Origin of the sequence: Stenotrophomonas sp. CCNWLW162, assembly GCF_037203745.1 — a bacterium.
GTDB classification, from domain to species: Bacteria; Pseudomonadota; Gammaproteobacteria; order Xanthomonadales; family Xanthomonadaceae; genus Stenotrophomonas; species Stenotrophomonas maltophilia_AQ.
Window position 1 is genome coordinate 53,557 of record NZ_JBBCBL010000010.1, and the last position, 15,715, is coordinate 69,271.

10 protein-coding genes are annotated in these 15,715 nt (G+C 66.9%); 4 read left to right on the forward strand and 6 right to left on the reverse strand.

Features of this window, described 5'->3' with window-relative positions; all coding sequences use genetic code 11:
* Nucleotides 1–53: 53 nt before the first annotated feature.
* From V9K93_RS19420 to V9K93_RS19430, 3 genes are read right to left on the reverse strand one after another with little or no spacing between them, the layout of a single operon-like run.
* The gene (locus V9K93_RS19420; RefSeq protein WP_337303066.1) at nt 54–3,140 is read right to left on the reverse strand and encodes an efflux RND transporter permease subunit; all 3,087 of its coding nucleotides are present in this window, start codon (nt 3,138–3,140) and stop codon (nt 54–56) included.
* Nucleotides 3,137–6,658 (reverse strand): efflux RND transporter permease subunit, encoded by a 3,522-nt coding sequence (locus V9K93_RS19425; protein ID WP_489686275.1) that lies wholly within the window; start codon nt 6,656–6,658, stop codon nt 3,137–3,139. Before V9K93_RS19425 ends, V9K93_RS19420 begins: the two co-directional genes overlap by 4 nt.
* Nucleotides 6,655–7,806, reverse strand: a complete 1,152-nt coding sequence (locus V9K93_RS19430; RefSeq protein WP_046983816.1) for an efflux RND transporter periplasmic adaptor subunit — start codon at nt 7,804–7,806, stop codon at nt 6,655–6,657. The genes V9K93_RS19425 and V9K93_RS19430 overlap by 4 nt, the downstream gene beginning before the upstream one ends.
* A 206-nt stretch (nt 7,807–8,012) precedes the next feature.
* Between V9K93_RS19430 and V9K93_RS19435 the strand changes: the two genes are divergently transcribed.
* Both V9K93_RS19435 and V9K93_RS19440 read left to right on the forward strand, forming a co-directional pair.
* Complete coding sequence (locus V9K93_RS19435) at nt 8,013–8,408, forward strand: c-type cytochrome (protein ID WP_136639469.1); 396 nt, start codon at nt 8,013–8,015, stop codon at nt 8,406–8,408.
* A gap of 9 nt (nt 8,409–8,417) precedes the next feature.
* Complete coding sequence (locus V9K93_RS19440) at nt 8,418–8,879, forward strand: c-type cytochrome (protein WP_032128319.1); 462 nt, start codon at nt 8,418–8,420, stop codon at nt 8,877–8,879.
* A 169-nt stretch (nt 8,880–9,048) separates the two neighbouring features.
* Here the strand turns inward: V9K93_RS19440 and V9K93_RS19445 are convergent, their stop codons facing one another.
* The gene (locus tag V9K93_RS19445; RefSeq protein WP_337303067.1) at nt 9,049–10,932 is read right to left on the reverse strand and encodes an ATP-binding cassette domain-containing protein; all 1,884 of its coding nucleotides are present in this window, start codon (nt 10,930–10,932) and stop codon (nt 9,049–9,051) included.
* Nucleotides 10,933–11,165: 233 nt separating this feature from the next.
* Nucleotides 11,166–12,041, reverse strand: coding sequence for a LysR family transcriptional regulator (locus V9K93_RS19450; protein WP_136639472.1), 876 nt, complete (start codon nt 12,039–12,041; stop codon nt 11,166–11,168).
* A gap of 102 nt (nt 12,042–12,143) precedes the next feature.
* Here V9K93_RS19450 and V9K93_RS19455 point away from each other — a divergent pair, with 102 nt between their 5' ends.
* Together V9K93_RS19455 and dbpA are read left to right on the forward strand one after the other, a co-directional pair.
* Entirely contained in the window at nt 12,144–13,223 is a 1,080-nt protein-coding gene (locus V9K93_RS19455) for a YeiH family protein (RefSeq protein WP_337303068.1), read from the forward strand.
* Nucleotides 13,224–13,375: 152 nt separating this feature from the next.
* A complete protein-coding gene (dbpA, locus tag V9K93_RS19460; protein WP_337303069.1) occupies nt 13,376–14,752 on the forward strand; it encodes an ATP-dependent RNA helicase DbpA in 1,377 nt (458 codons plus the stop codon).
* Nucleotides 14,753–14,925: 173 nt separating this feature from the next.
* Here dbpA and V9K93_RS19465 read toward each other — a convergent pair whose 3' ends face one another.
* Entirely contained in the window at nt 14,926–15,462 is a 537-nt protein-coding gene (locus tag V9K93_RS19465) for an adenine phosphoribosyltransferase (RefSeq protein ID WP_136640089.1), read from the reverse strand.
* Nucleotides 15,463–15,715 lie beyond the last annotated feature (253 nt).

The following is a 15,715-nucleotide window of genomic DNA, read 5'->3' on the forward strand; positions in this document are numbered from 1 at the left end:
AGACCGCCCCACTACGACCGGTCTCCCCCCACACCACAACACGTTGTCGTGCATTACAGCCGGGCAGCGCCCGGCTCTACCATCTCCAGACCGCGGGCGCGCCGGATCAGTCGCGTGACCGCACTGCGCAGGTCATCCAGCACCGCATAGATGGTCGGCAGGAACAGCAGGCTGACCACCGTCGAGAACGCCAGGCCACCGGCGATCGCGCGCGCCATCGGCGCGTACTCCGGGCCGTTGCCGAACATCTGCGTATTGGTCAGCGAGATCGGCACCATCGCCAGGATCGCCGTGCCCATGGTCATCATGATCGGGCGCAGCCGCTCGCGCGAGCCTTCAACCAGTGCCTGCGTTCGGCCCATTCCGCCGCGCCGCAGGTTGTTGATGTGCTCGATCATCACGATGCCGTTGTTCACCACCACGCCCATCAGCACCAGGATGCCGATGAAGGACATGATCCCGAACGAAGTGCCAGTGATCCAGAACAGCCAGAACACGCCGAAGATCGAGAACAGCACGCCACTCATGATCGCCGCAGGGAACAACAGCGACTCGAATACCGCGGCCATCACCACGTAGATCATCACCAGTGCGATCAGCAGGTTGAACACCATCTGCTGCATCGCTTCGTCGTCGTTGCCGTAGTCACCGCCATCGAAGGTGAAGCCATAGCCGGCCGGGAAGTTCATCGGCTTGAGCACCGATTCCATGGCCTTGCGGCCGTCCGGCGCGGTGACCTTCTCGGCCAGGTTGGCCTTGATGGTCAACGTGGTCTGGCGGTTGGTACGGCCGATCTGGGTGGCCGACGAACCGACGTCGACACTGACCAGGCTCAGCAGCGGCACGCTGCGGCCATCACCGGTACGTACGCTGAAGCCGGCCAGATCCTCGGGGCTGCTCTGTTCGGCACCGGCGAAGCGGACCCATACCGGTACTTCGTTGTCACCACGACGGAACTCGCGCATCGGCGCACCGCGCAGTGCAAGGCCGACGAAGCTGGCCACCTGCTCGGCATTGAAGCCGAACGCCGCAGCGCGCTCGCGATCAACGCGCACCTTCAGTTCACCGCCCTTCTCGCCGTTGTCGATGCGCACGTCGCGCAGCTCGGCACGCTGGGCCAGCAGCGGCACCACTTCCTGACCAATTTCCTGCAGCATCGAACTGGAGTCGCCGACCAGCTGCACCTGTACGCCCTGATTGCCACCACCGCCGCCGTCGCCCCCTTGGTTGCCGACGAAATAATCGGTGCGGGCCGACTTCGGCAGCCCCTTGCGCAGCTCTTCCTGCAGCGCTTTGATGTCCTTGGCGTACTTCTCGTCGAGGGTGACCACGGTCGAGCTGCCTTCCTGCTCGCTGTACCAGGAGTACACCTGCTTCACGTGCAGGCGTTCGCGGTTCTGGTCGATCCAGCTCTCCACCCGTGCCACTTCCTCGGACATCTGCCGGTAGGTATAGGCGCCCTTCCACATGTAGCCGATGAAGATGTCCTTGCCGCCTTCGCCGCCGAACATATCGATCTTGGTCAGCTTCATCGGCACCAGGCTGACCAGCACCACCAGCAGGATGCCGAGCAGGCTCCAGCCGCGGTGGCGCAGTGACCAGTCCAGCAGCTGTGCGTAACGGCGCTGCAGGCGCGCGATCAGGCCGGTCTTCGAATGCACCAGCTTTGGCGTGGTCATGCGCGCGGACAGCATCGGGATCAGGCTGACTGCCACCAGCCACGAGGCCAGCAGCGAGACCGAGATGGTGATCGCGATCTGCGCCATGAAGATGCTGATGTTGTTGGTCTCGCCGAACAGGTTCGGTACGAATACGATGCAATGGCACAGGGTACCGGCGCTGAGCGCGATGGCCACGTTGCGGGTGCCGATGATCGAGGCCATCCGTGGCTGCCCGGGCATGCGCTCGCGTTCCTGGTAGATGCTCTCCACCACCACCACGGCGTTGTCGACCAGCATGCCGACCGCCAGCAGCAGGCCCATCATGGTCAGGATGTTCAACGTCACCCCGACGAAGTACATGAACCCCAGGGTGATGGTGAAGCAGATCGGAATGGCCAGGGTCACCATCAGCGTGGATGGCCAGTGGCGCAGGAAGAAGAACAGCACGGTCACCGACAGGATCAGGCCGACGCCGCCGGCCTCGGCCAGTTCCAGCAACGAGGAGGTCACCGCCTTGCCCTGGTTGTCGATCACCTTGATCTGCACGTCGCGCATCGACGCCTCCCCGCGGATTGCCTCGACCTCGGCCAGCGCCGCGCGCGAAACCTCCACCAGATTGGCGCTGCGCTCCTTGAAGATGTCCAGGCCGACCGCCGGGTTGCCGTCCAGGCGGCGTCCATAGCTCATGCGCGCCGGCTTCAGCCGTATCTCGGCGATATCACCCAGGCGCAGGCCCTTGGCGTTGATCACCAGGTCGCGCATTTCCTGCAGGTCGGTGATTTCGCCCACCGGCTGCACGCGCACGCGCTGGCCGTTGTCGTCGATCTGTCCGGCCGAGATCGAGAAATTCAGCGTGCGCAGGCGCTCGCTCAGCTCGTTGATGCTCAGCCCGTGCGCGTTGAGCCGGTTCGGATCGATGGCGATCTCCACCTCGTTCGGCGGCGCGCCGGTGATGTCGACGCGGGCCACGCCGGGAATGCGCTCGATGCGCCGCTTGAACTCGCGGTCGAGCATGTCATAGGCAGTGGTCAGATCGGTGGTACTGGCCAGGCGCACCTTCAGCACCGGCTGGTCACTGCTGGACCACTTGAACACGTTGTAGCGCTGCAGGTCGTCGGGCAGGTCGCTGCGGATCGCATCGATGCGCTCGTGCGCATCGGAAGCGGCAATCGCAATGTCGCGGTCCCAGTCGCTGAATTCGATGTAGATCAGCGCCGCCTCGGAGGTGGCCGACGAGCGCATGCGCTTGATGCCGGTCATCGTCGCCAGCGATTCCTCCACCGGGCGGATGATGGTCCGCTCCACTTCCTCCGGTGTCGAGCCGGTGTACGGGATCTGCACGAACAGGAACGGTGCCGAGATGTCCGGCAATGCTTCCAGCGGCAGCCGGAACGAGGCGATCAGGCCGATCACCACCAGCGACACGAAACACATGATGGTGGTGACCGGACGGCGGATGGAGAACTCGGCAACACTCATGCCGGTTCCTCCGCACCCGCCGCGCTGCCCGCTGCAGCCGGCTCGATCCCGCCGGCATGCTTGCGGCCACGTTCGCGGTAATACGCATCGCCGCGACGGTCCATCAGGTCATACACCACCGGAATGACCAGCAGGGTCAGCAGGGTCGACACCAGCAGGCCGCCGATCACGGTGATCGCCATCGGTGCACGCACTTCCGCACCCTCGCCCATCGCCACCGCCAGCGGCAGGAAGCCGAACAGCGTGCACAGCGTGGTCATGATGATCGGCCGCAGGCGTGAGCGGGCACCTTCCACCAGCGCCTCGTGCTTGGCCACGCCGGCCTCGCGCAGCTGGTTGACCTTGTCGATCAGGATGATCGCGTTCTTGGTGACCAGGCCGACCAGCAGGATCAGGCCGATGAACACCACCACCGAAATGGGCTTCCCGGTCAGCATCAGCGCCAGAATGGCGCCGACCAGCGCCAGCGGGATGGTGAACAGGATCACGAACGGGTGCAGCAGCGATTCGAACTGCGAGGCCATCACCAGGTAGACCAGGAAGATCGCCAGGCCGAAGGCGAAGATCAGCGACTTCGCCGCCTGCGCCAGCTCCTCACCCTGGCCACCGATGTGCAGGCCGACGCCTGCGCCCAGCGGCTGTTCCGACACCATCTGCTGCACTTCGCGCATGGCCGCGCCAAGATCGATGTCGCGCAGGTTGGCCGACACCACCGCCACCCGCGTCTGGTCGGCGCGATGGATCTCGCTGGGGCCAGTGGTGGCGACCACATCGGCCACCGCGCCCAGGGTGACCGGACGGGTGCTGCCCGGGTTGACGATCAGCCGACGGATGCTGTCCACGCTGGCACGATCACCTTCCTGTGCACGCACCAGCACGTCGATCTTGCGGTCACGGAAGCTGTAGCGGGTGGCGACGTCGCCGCGCACCTTCTTCACCACCACATCGGCGATCTGGCGCGTGGTCAGGCCGAGCGCACCGGCGCGTTCCTGGTCGAAGCGGATCTGGATTTCCGGGAAGCCCTCTTCCACGGTCGACTTCACGTCGGCGTAGTGCGCGTTGCCGCGCAGCATCGCCGCCAGGCGCTGGCCGGCCACTTCCAGGGTTGCCATGTCCTGCCCGCGCAGCTCGATTTCCAGCGGCGTGGAGAAGCTGAACAACGCCGGCCGTGCGAAGTCGACCTGTGCACCCGGATGCTGGCCCATGGTGTCACGCAGGCGCTCGGTGATCTCCGCTTCGGTACGCGCGTTGCCGCCGCCTTCCATCACCACGGTCAGCTTGCCGATGTTCTCGCCGCTCTCGGTGGGGCTGGCATCCAGGCGGGTGCCGCTGCCGCTGACACCGTACAGCGAAGCCACGCCCTCGCCCTTGCCGTGTGCCAGCTGCAGCTCGCGTACCAGTGCATCAGTCTGCTTCAGCGGCGTGCCGGCCGGCAGCTTCACCGTCATTTCGAAACGGTCCTGCGCCAGCTGCGGGATCAGGTCGGCACCGAGCATCGGCACCAGCGCCATGGTCGCCACGAAGATGATCGAGGCTACGCCCAATACCTTGCCCGGATGCGCCAGCGCGCTCGGCAGCAGGCGCAGGTAGCCACGCTCGGCACCGGCATAGGGCTTCATCGCCAGATCGCTGGCCTTGCGCATCACCGGACCCACCACGGCCACCACGCCACGCCATACCCGCACCACCAGCCAGGCCAGTGCGTAGAAGCTCCAGCGCGCCGTCGCGACCACGCCACGGCGGCCCAGCGCGACCGGCTTCTGCCAGCGGTTCTGCGGCTGCCACGGTGCGTTCGGCGCCTCTTCCGGGAACGCCAGCGGCGGCCGTCCCTTCAGCGAGCTCAGCATCGGGATCAGGGTCATCGACACCAGCAGCGAGATCGCGATGGCGATCGCCACGGTCAATGCTTGGTCGCGGAACAGCTGGCCGGCGATGCCCTCGACGAACACCAGCGGCAGGAACACCGCGATGGTGGTCAGGGTGGAGGCGACCACCGCCATGCTCACTTCGCGGGTACCGACGATGGCCGCCTGCAGGATGCCCAGGCCACGCTCGCGGGCCTTGGCGATGCTCTCCAGCACCACGATCGAGTCATCCACCACCAGGCCGGTGGCCAGCGCCAGGCCGCCCAGCGACATCACGTTCAAGCTGAGGCCGAGCTGGCCCATGAAGAAGAACGTGGCGATGATCGAGACCGGCAGCGACAGGCTGATCACGAACGTGCTCCAGCCATCGCGCAGGAACAGGAAGATGATCAGGATCGCCAGCAGGCCACCGATAACGGCATCCTTCTTGACGTCGGCGATGGCGTGCTCGATGAAGCGCGACTGGTCCTCGATGGTGGTCATCTCGACGTCGGACGGGAACGTGCCCTTGATCTGCTCCAGGCGCTTGCGCAGCGCTTCGGCGGTGGACACGGTATTGGCGTCGCCTTCCTTGTAGATCGCCAGTTCCACCGATTCCTTGCCGCCGAGGCGGATCACCGCTTCGCGCTCCTTGTAGCCCTGGCGCACGGTAGCCACGTCCTTCAGGCGCACCGGCACACCGTTGGCGACCACGCTGGAACCACCACCGGACGAGGCACTCTGTGCCGCCGAGGCCGCCGCGATGGCCGCCGCCGAACCGGTCGACGCGGCGATGTTGAACATCTGCTGCAACGCCGAGTCAGCCGCGCTGCCGTTCGACGCCTGGGTGGTGACCAGCAGGTTGCGGATCTCTTCCAGATCAGCGAACTGGTTGACGGTACGCACCAGGAAGCGCTGCGAACCCTCCTCCAGGCGGCCGCCGGAGATGTTGATGTTCTCGTCCTTCAGGCGCTTGATGACGGTATCGATGGGCAGGTTCAGCTGGGCAAGCTTCTGCTGGTCGATGTCGACCTGGATCTCGTCTTCCAGGCCACCACCGACCTTGACCGCCGCCACGCCGCTGACCGGCTCCAGCTTCTTCTTCAGGTCTTCGTCGGCATAGCGGCGCAGGCCGGTCAGCTCGCGGACCGCATCGGCATCGCTGGCCGGTGTGGTCTTGCTGGACAGCACCAGGCGCATGATCGGCTCGGTGGACGGATTGAACCGCAGCAGCACTGGCGCCTTGGCCTCCAGTGGCAGGTTCAGCGCTTCCATCTTGTCGCGCACTTCCAGGCTGGCCTGGTCCATGTTGGTGCCCCAGGCGAACTCCAGCACCACATCGCTCTGGCCGGTGCGCGAGACCGATTTCAGCTTGCGCAGGTTCTTGACCACGCCGACCGCTTCCTCAACCGGCTGGGTGATCAGGGTTTCGATTTCGGTCGGTGCCGCGCCGGTGTATTCGGTGCGCACGGTCAGCGTCGGATAGCTCAGGTCCGGCAGCAGGTTGACCTTGAGGTTGCCCAGCGCGATCACGCCGAACAGCAGCAGGGTGACCGTGCACATGGCGATGGTCACGCGGCGGCGGGTGGCGAATTCCACCAGGCCGCCGCGCATGCCGGCGGCGGCGCCGTCGCTCGCCGGCGAGGCACCGTGGTCGTGGCCCGGGGCGGTCATTGCTTGCTCCCGGCCTTGTCCGCCGGCTTGGCAGCCGTTGCGACCGTCTTCGCCTTTGCCCTCGGATCGGCGATCACCTGTACCGCGGTGCCGTCGCGCAGGGCGACCTTGCCGGCGGTGACCACCTGATCACCGGCCGCCAGGCCATCACGGATCTCCACCCACGGGCCCTCGGCGTAACCCAGCTTGACCGGAACGCGTGCGACCTTGCCTTCGCGCACCCGGAACACCGCCGGTTCACCGTCGTCGAGCAGCGCCAGGCGCGGCACCACGAGCGCATCGGCACGCTGGTCGTAATCGATGCGGATGCGCCCGAACATGCCGGGCTGCAGCGCGTGCGCGGCGCCGTCGAAGGCGCTGACCACGCGAAACGTACCACTGCCTGAATCCACCACCGGCGCGATGCGATCGACCGTACCGGTGAAGCTCTGGCCCGGCAGCGCGTCGGCGGCCAGCGTCACCGGCTGGCCAGCGCGCAGGGTGGCCAGCTCGCGCTCGGGCACGTTGAGGGTGGCTTCCAGCCGCGAGTTGTCGACGATGCGGAAGATCGGCGTATTGATCTGCACGAAGTTGCCGGTCTTGATCGAGCGCGACGCGATCACGCCGGAGATCGGCGCTACAACCGTGGTGTAGGACAGCTCCAGCGTGGCCAGGCGGTACTGCGCGCGGACGTTTTCCAGGTCGTAGCGCAGCTGGTCGACGTCGGCGGCGCTGACCATCTGCTGGCCAACCAGTTTCTGCGCGCGCTGGTAGTTGTTTTCCAGCTTGCGCATCTGCGCTTCGCTCTGCGCCACGGCCAAGCGCGCGCGGTCTGGATCCAGTCGCACCAGTGGCTGGCCGGCGCTGACCCGCTGGCCTTCTTCGACCAGCACCGCCAGCGCCACGCCGGAGGTCTTGGCGACCACCTGCGATTCGGCGCGCGGCTCCAGCGCAGCAGTGCCGGTGTAGCTGGCGGCGACCGCGCGATGGCTGGCCACGGCCACCTCGACCGGAACCGCGTCGACCTTCTTCTCCTCCTTGGTCTCGGCGGCCTTGGCTTCGGAATTAGGCCCTGCGGCGCAACCGCCCAGCAGCAGGGAGGAGGAGATCAGCAGTGCGGCAGCGCAGATTCCGCTGCGACGGCCGGACAGGAGGGTTGGGTGCGACATCGTCAGATCCCTGGAGGATGCGTGGACAGGTGTGGTAGCAAAGTAATGCACCACTTCACGGCAACACCATATCCCAAAGGTCATGGTGCCTTCGTGCCGCTGGTCGGCCCGCCCCCCATTTCAGCTAGATGAAACCTGAGGCTATACTCGGGTCGTTCCGTACCCCACGCCGGAACGACCAGACCCGAATCCCCGGAAACGACACCATGCGCCCGCAGCCGCTCGCCGCTTGTCTCGCTCTGGCCGTCCTCCTGCCCCTCGGGGCCGCCGCACAGCCCGCTCCTGCTCCTGCTCCTGCCACACCCGCTCCGGCTCCGGCGCCCGCCGCCGCGCCGCAGGCCACCGCTCCCACCGGCAATTTCGACAATGGCCGGGTACTGGCCTATACCTGCCAGGGGTGCCACGGCATCACCGGCTACAAGAACGCCTACCCCAGCTACCGGGTGCCGAAGATCGGCGGCCAGACCCAGCAGTACCTGGCCCAGGCCCTGACCGAGTACCGGCAGGGCAAGCGCAGGCATCCGACGATGCAGGCGCAGTCGATGAGTTTCAGCGAACAGGAGATCGCCGATCTCTCTGTTTACCTGTCCACCGTCAAGTAAGGCCCGCCCATGTCGAAAGCCGCGCATCCGATGCGTCACGCCATCGCCCTGTCCGTTGCCCTGCTGCTGGCCGCCTGTTCACAGTCGCAGGTGGAAAACAGCGAGAAATCCGCCGCCGACCCGGGCCATGCCAGCGGCGAACACGGTTCTTCATCCTCCGCCGGCCTGCCGCCGGGCCGCGAGGCCGCCGGCGAGGCCCGCGCCAAGGTGAAGGGCAAGGCCACCAACCAGAGCTGCATCGACTGCCACGGCGCCGACGGCAACGCGCCGATCGATGCGACCTATCCGAAGCTGGGTGGGCAGTACGGTGACTACCTGGCGCATGCGCTGCAGGCCTACCGCGCCGGTGACCGCCAGCATGCGCTGATGACGCCACAAGCGAAGGACCTGAGCGATCAGGACATTGCCGATCTGGCGGCGTACTTCGGCAGCCGGCCGAGCCAGCTGCGGGATCTGCACGGGGTCAAATGACCGCCGGCGCCCCGGTGGGTGCGGACCTTGGTCCGCACGGACCGTTGATTGGTGGGTGCGGACCGTTGGTCCGCACGGGTCCGGATATCCACGCATGGCGTGGATCTACTGAGCCGAGCGTGGGCTCGGCTCTACATCAATCGGCGCAACCGCTGGCGCCGACCGATACTCAGCCTTCCAGCTCTTCCCAGCGCGCGTAGGCCTCATCCAGCTCGGCCTGCACCTTGGCCAGCTGCTGGGTGTGCGCGGTCACTTCAGCGCTGCTGCGGGTGTAGAACGACGGGTCGTTCATCGCCGAGGTCAGCCCTTCGACGTCGCCCTCCAGCTTCTCGATGGTCTTCGGCAGCTGCTCCAGCTCGCGCGCTTCCTTGTAGGCCAGCTTGCGCTTGGGCGCTGCCGGCGTAGCGGCCGCTGCAGCAGGTGCGGCGGCGGCCGGCTTGGCGGCAGCCACCGCCGTCGGCGCGGCGGCAATGCTGCTGGCGTACCGCTGCCAGTCGCTGTAGCCACCCACGTACTCACCGATCACGCCGTCGCCTTCCATCACCAGCGTGGAGGTCACCACGTTGTCAATGAAGTCACGGTCATGGCTGACCAGCAGCAGCGTGCCGGTGTACTCGCCCAGCAGCTCTTCCAGCAACTCCAGGGTTTCCACGTCGAGGTCGTTGGTCGGTTCGTCCATCACCAGCAGGTTGGAGGGCTGCGCGAACAGCTTGGCCAGCAGCAGGCGGTTGCGCTCACCGCCAGACAGGCGGGTGATCGGCGCACGCGCGCGCTCCGGCGTGAACATGAAGTCCTGCAGGTAGGCATGCACATGCTTGCGCTTGCCGTTGAACTCGAGGAAATCACGGCCCTCGGCCACGTTCTCGATGGCGCTCCAGTCTTCGCGCAGCACCGCACGGTACTGGTCGAAATAGGCGATCTGCAGGTTGGTGCCGGGATTGACTTCACCCTTCTGCGGCTGCAGTTCGCCCAGCAGCAGCTTCAGCAGCGTGGTCTTGCCGCTGCCGTTGGGGCCGATCAGGCCGATGCGGTCACCACGCAGGATGGTGGTGCTGAAGTCACGGACCATGGTGCGCTCGCCGAAGGCGAACGAAATGTCCTTGACGTCGATGACCTTCTTGCCCGAGCTGACGCCCTGGGCCGCTTCCATCTTGACGTTGCCACTGAGGTCGCGGCGCGCGGAGCGCTCGTTGCGCATCGCCTTCAGGCGGCGCACGCGGCCTTCGTCGCGGGTGCGGCGGGCCTTGATCCCCTGGCGGATCCAGACTTCTTCCTGTGCCAGCAGCTTGTCGAAGCGGGCGTTTTCCTGCGCCTGCGCGTTGAGGCGTTCCTCGCGGCGGCGCTCGTAGTTGGCCCAGTCGCCGGGCCAGCTGGTGACCTGGCCGCGGTCGATCTCGACGATGCGGGTGGCCAGCGCACGCAGGAAGCGGCGGTCATGGGTGACGAACACCACGCTGCCGCTCCAGCCCTTCAGGAACGCTTCGAGCCAGTCGATGGCTTCGATGTCGAGGTGGTTGGTCGGTTCGTCCAGCAGCAACACATCCGGGCTGGACACCAGCGCACGAGCCAGCAGCACGCGGCGCTTCATGCCGCCGGACAGGCGGCCGAACTCGGCCTCGCCATCCAGATCGAGTTTGGTCAGGGTTTCGCTGACGCGCTGGTCCAGGCCCCAGCCGTTGGCGGCGTCGATCTTGGCCTGCACGTTGCCGAGCGCTTCGCCATCGAACACCTCGGCATGGCTGAGGTGGTGGAATTCGGCCAGCCACTGGCCCAGTTCGCCGAGACCGTCGGCGACGACGTCGAATACCGAGCCGGCGGCGCCGTGCGGCACTTCCTGCTCCAGGCGGGTGACGCGCACGCCCTGCTGCACACGGACTTCGCCGTCATCGGGCTTGTGGTCGCCGGACAGCAGCTTGAGCAGGGTGGATTTGCCGGCGCCGTTGCGGCCGATCAGGGCGATGCGTTCGCCCGGCTCGATCGACAGTTCGGCCTTTTCCAGCAACAACGGGCCGCCGACGCTGAAGTCGACGTTCTGTAGGGTAATCAGAGGCATCCGGCCATTGTACCGGTTGGGGGCGTCGGTCGGGTTGCACCCGGCACCCGCGGTAGTGCCGGCCGCTGGCCGGCAACCTCAACGGCAACGGCAGAAGCTGGTTTCCTGTGAGAGGCGGGACGGTATTCTGCTCTGGTGGGTGTCGACCTTGGTCGACACGGTAGATCTACGCCATGCGTGGATGAGCACTACAAGAAGTGTCGATGGATGGAATCGACTGGGAATCTGATGGCTTACCCCACCTCCCCCAGCAACGCCTGCAACCCCGGCAGCCATTGCTTGCCGGGGTGACGTACCAGCCACAGGGTGCGCTGCAGGGCAGGCAGCGGAGTCTCGAGCACGCGCAGGCGGCCGAGGGCCAGCGGCTCTTCCAGCGCATGACGCGAAAGACAGGCCAGACCCAGCCCGGCGATGGCGGCTTGCTTGATCGCTTCGGTATTGCCCAGCTGCAGGGTCTGGGCGAAGCCGCGCAGGTGCGGCAACAAGGCCTGCTCCACCGCTTCGCGGGTGCCGGAGCCCGGTTCGCGCAGCAACCAGCGGGCGCGGCGCAGTTCATCCAGCGACCAGCGCGCGGCAACGTCGGCGGCGGCCACGATCACCAGCGGGTCCTGCTGCCAAGCGGTGACCTGCAGGCCGCGCTCATGGCACGGGCCTTCGATCAGGCCGGCGTCCACATCCAGGCGCTGCACGGCAGCGACCACGCCGGCACTGTTGTCGATACGCAGGTCGACTTCGGCCTGCGGCGCCTGGCGCAGCAGTTCGGCGATGCGCGGCGGCAGCAGGTAGTTGCCGATGGTGGTACTGGCGGCCAGCACCAGCCGCAGCGGTGCACCCTGCGACGGGTCGCCGCCGGCAGCCAGCTGCCGCTCCAGATCGGCGGCGTTGACCAGTAGCGTGCGCGCCGGCTCCAGCAGTGCGCGGCCGTGGCCGTTCAGGGCCAGGCGGCGGCCGATGCGGTCGAACAACGGCGTGCCGAAGTGCGCCTCCAGCTCCTGCAGGGCGGCGCTGCTGGCCGATTGCGAAAGCGCAATGGCCTGGCCGGCAGCAGTGGTGCTGCCGTGGTCGGCGATGGCGACGAAGACCTGCAACTGGCGCAAGGTCAGGCGCATGGCGCTTACCTCCTTGATGGGTAGGTTTCACCCATATTATTCGTTTTACAGGTCATCGTCTGGGGCGCACGCTTGCCCCATCACTCCAGCCCTACCCTTGCCATGAACGCCCCCGCTCTCTCCCCCTGGTCCCTGCCCGCCCTGCGCCAACGCTGGCAACCGCGTCTGCCCGGCCTGCTGCTGGTGGGCCTGATCGCGGCGGCGTCACTGTATCTGGCCGAGCTGCCCTGGCTGCAGGCGCACGGGCTGAGTGCGCTGACCGTGGCCATCGTCGCCGGAATCGTGGTCGGCAACACCTTGTACCCGCGGTTGGCACCGAGCAGTGCGGCCGGTGTCGGCTTCTCCAAGCACTGGCTGCTGCGCGCCGGCATCGTGCTGTACGGCCTGCGCCTGACCTTCCAGGACATCGGCCATGTTGGCGTCACTGGCGTGCTGATGGACGTGCTGGTGGTCGCCAGCACCTTCGGACTGGCCTGCTGGCTGGGCATGCGCGTGTTCAAGATGGAACGCGAGGCGGCGATGCTGATCGGTGCCGGCAGCGCGATCTGCGGCGCGGCGGCGGTGATGGCCGCCGAACCGGTGGTGCGCGGCCGTGCTGCGCAGGTCACGGTGGCGGTGTCGACAGTGGTGGTGTTCGGCACGCTGGCGATGTTCCTGTATCCCGCCCTGTATGCGCTGGTGCAGTCGCACGGCTGGCTGGCGATGGACGCGCAGCAGTACGGCCTGTTCACCGGTGCGACGGTGCATGAAGTGGCACAGGTAGTGGCGGCTGGCCGCGCGGTCAACGAAGCGGCGGCCGATACCGCAGTGATCACCAAGATGGTGCGGGTGATGCTGCTGGCACCGTTCCTGGTGGCGCTGTCGCTGTGGCTGGCGCGTGGCGGCAAGGCCAGCGCCGACGGCAGCAAGGCGCGCATCGTGGTGCCGTGGTTCGCCTTCGGTTTCGTGGCGGTGGCTGGTTTCAATTCGCTGCATCTGCTGCCGGCTGGCCTGCAGGCCGGGCTGGTGCAGTTGGACACGGTCCTGCTGGCGATGGCGATGGCCGCGCTGGGCCTGACCACCCACGTCTCGGCGCTGCGCCAGGCAGGCCTGAAGCCGCTGCTGCTGGCGCTGATCCTGTTCGCCTGGCTGCTGTTCGGTGGTCTGGCGATCCATCAGGGCGTGCTGGCAATGCTGGGCTGAGCAGACCCGTGCCGACCGAGGTCGGCACCCACCAGTAGATCCACGCCATGCGTGGATGGCGGCTCCAATTGGGGGTCAAAGCTCTTTCCTGCGGAAAGGGATCCGACCACCCCATTAGGCGGGAGCGGCCGCGCAGACGGGTACAATGCGCCATGACTGACTTCTCGACCCTGCCGCTGAGCCCGGCCCTGCAGCCCGGCCTGGATGCCCTCGGCTACACCACCCTCACCCCCGTGCAGGCGCAGAGCCTGCCGGCCATCCTCAATGGCCGCGATGTCATCGCACAGGCGCCGACCGGCAGCGGCAAGACCGCCGCGTTCGGGTTGGGCCTGCTGCAGAACATCGACCCCAGCCTGATCCGCGTGCAGGCGCTGGTACTGTGCCCGACCCGCGAGCTTGCCGACCAGGTCGGCAAGCAGATCCGCAAACTGGCCACCGGCATCCCCAACCTGAAGCTGTTGCTGCTGGTCGGCGGTGTGCCGCTGGGTCCGCAGCTGGCTTCGCTGGAAGGCCACGACCCGCACGTGGTGGTCGGCACGCCTGGCCGTGTGCAGGAGCTGGCACGCAAGCGCGCGCTGAATCTGGGCGCGGTGCGCACGCTGGTGCTGGATGAAGCCGACCGCATGCTCGACATGGGCTTCGAGGAGCCGATCCGCGAGATCGCCGGCCGGACCCACAAGGACCGCCAGAGCCTGCTGTTCTCGGCCACCTTCCCGGACAGCATCCGCACCATGGCGCGTGACCTGCTGCGCGAGGCAGTGGAAGTGACCGTGGAAGGCGCCGACCAGGCACCGGCCATCCGCCACATGTTCTGCGAGGTGGAACCGGCACATCGCCAGAAGGCGCTTGCCGGCCTGCTGCTGAAGTACACGCCGGAATCGGCGGTGGTGTTCTGCAACACCCGCAAGGACGTGGACGAAGTGGCCAACTCGCTGCAGCAGTTCGGGTTCTCCGCACTGGCCCTGCACGGCGACATGGAGCAGCGCGACCGCGAGGAAGTCTTGTTGTTGCTGGCCAACCGCAGCTGCAACGTGCTGGTGGCCAGCGACGTGGCCGCACGCGGCCTGGACGTGGAAGAGCTGGCGGCGGTGATCAACTACGAGCTGCCGACCGACGTGGAGAGCTACCAGCACCGCGTCGGCCGTACCGGCCGTGCCGGTGCCAGTGGCCTGGCGATCAGCCTGGTGGCCGGCCGCGAGAAGACCCGCGCCGAAGCCATTGAAGCGCAGATGGGTCAGCCGTTGGACTGGCAGAAGACGCCGCTGGCGACTTCACGCCCGGCCGAGTTGCCGCAGGCCGCGATGCGCACGCTGCGTATCGACGGCGGCAAGACCGACAAGCTGCGCCCGGGCGACATCCTCGGTGCACTGACCGGCGACGCCGGCCTGTCGAGCAAGTTCATCGGCAAGATTGCGATCTTCCCGACCCGCTCCTATGTGGCGATCGCGCGTGAGCAGGCCAACAAGGCCGTGGCGAAGCTGGAAGCCGGCAAGATCAAGGGCCGTCGTTTCCGCGTTCGGATGATGTGATTGAAGCAGCGTTGCCAACCACGTTGGCAACGATCTGACCTGGTAGCGGCCAACCTTGGTTGGCCCGTCCATGGCGCCAGTCGCGAAAAGCGCTGCCAACCAAGGTTGGCAACTACCGGCTCCCGGCCATTCGCTCTGGCAGATGCCAACCTTGGTTGGCACCTACCCTCTAATCAGAACACCAGTTCGGTGTACAGCGGCAGGTCCGTTTCCCAGCGCGCGCGGCCGCCGAGGCCGTCGAGCTCGACCAGTACGCCGGCACCGACCACGTCAACGTCCAGGCGGCGCACCAGCGACAGCGCCGCGACCAGCGTGCCACCGGTGGCCAGCACGTCGTCGATGATCGCCACGCGGGCACCGGCCGGCAGCGCATCGGCGTGCACTTCGATGCAGTCGCTGCGATATTCCAGCGTGTATTCCTCGCGCAGCACCTGGCCCGGCAGCTTGCCCGGCTTGCGCACCGGCACGAAGCCGACGCCCAGTTCCAGCGCCATCGCGGCGCCGAGGATGAAACCACGCGATTCGATGCCGACCACCGCGTCCAGCTTCTGGTCGCGCCAGCGGTCAGCCATGGCAGTGACAGCACCGCGGAAGTCCTCGCCATGGGCGAGCAGCGGCATGATGTCCTTGAACAGGATGCCGGGCTTGGGGAAGTCGGCGATGTCGCGCAGGCGGGAGGCCCACTGCGGAGCGACGATGGCGTCGGTCATGTCACATTGGCTATCTGATGGCGGCATAGGGTACCCGTTCCGGGCGCCGCCTGCCTGTTGAGGGGTATCGGCCGGGCTGCGCCCGGCACCTGCAGAGGCTTCAAGCCAAGGCAACGGCAAGAGCAACGGCAACAGCGGGATTCCTGTGGGATGGCGGGGTGGGTCCGGTGGCGGGAGACGCCGTAAACCCCGCTCCGCGGTCCGGCCCAGCCGCTGGCGGCTGTGCGTTCGGGCGCTTGCGAAGCAGTGCTTC

What these genes read in the sequence shown, in the direction of transcription:
- V9K93_RS19420 (WP_337303066.1), bottom strand. Translation starts at nt 3,140, where the DNA reads ATGAGTGTTGCCGAGTTCTCCATCCGCCGTCCGGTCACCACCATCATG.
- V9K93_RS19425 (WP_489686275.1), bottom strand. Translation starts at nt 6,658, where the DNA reads ATGACCGCCCCGGGCCACGACCACGGTGCCTCGCCGGCGAGCGACGGC.
- V9K93_RS19430 (WP_046983816.1), bottom strand. Translation starts at nt 7,806, where the DNA reads ATGTCGCACCCAACCCTCCTGTCCGGCCGTCGCAGCGGAATCTGCGCT.
- V9K93_RS19435 (WP_136639469.1), top strand. Translation starts at nt 8,013, where the DNA reads ATGCGCCCGCAGCCGCTCGCCGCTTGTCTCGCTCTGGCCGTCCTCCTG.
- V9K93_RS19440 (WP_032128319.1), top strand. Translation starts at nt 8,418, where the DNA reads ATGTCGAAAGCCGCGCATCCGATGCGTCACGCCATCGCCCTGTCCGTT.
- V9K93_RS19445 (WP_337303067.1), bottom strand. Translation starts at nt 10,932, where the DNA reads ATGCCTCTGATTACCCTACAGAACGTCGACTTCAGCGTCGGCGGCCCG.
- V9K93_RS19450 (WP_136639472.1), bottom strand. Translation starts at nt 12,041, where the DNA reads ATGCGCCTGACCTTGCGCCAGTTGCAGGTCTTCGTCGCCATCGCCGAC.
- V9K93_RS19455 (WP_337303068.1), top strand. Translation starts at nt 12,144, where the DNA reads ATGAACGCCCCCGCTCTCTCCCCCTGGTCCCTGCCCGCCCTGCGCCAA.
- dbpA (WP_337303069.1), top strand. Translation starts at nt 13,376, where the DNA reads ATGACTGACTTCTCGACCCTGCCGCTGAGCCCGGCCCTGCAGCCCGGC.
- V9K93_RS19465 (WP_136640089.1), bottom strand. Translation starts at nt 15,462, where the DNA reads ATGACCGACGCCATCGTCGCTCCGCAGTGGGCCTCCCGCCTGCGCGAC.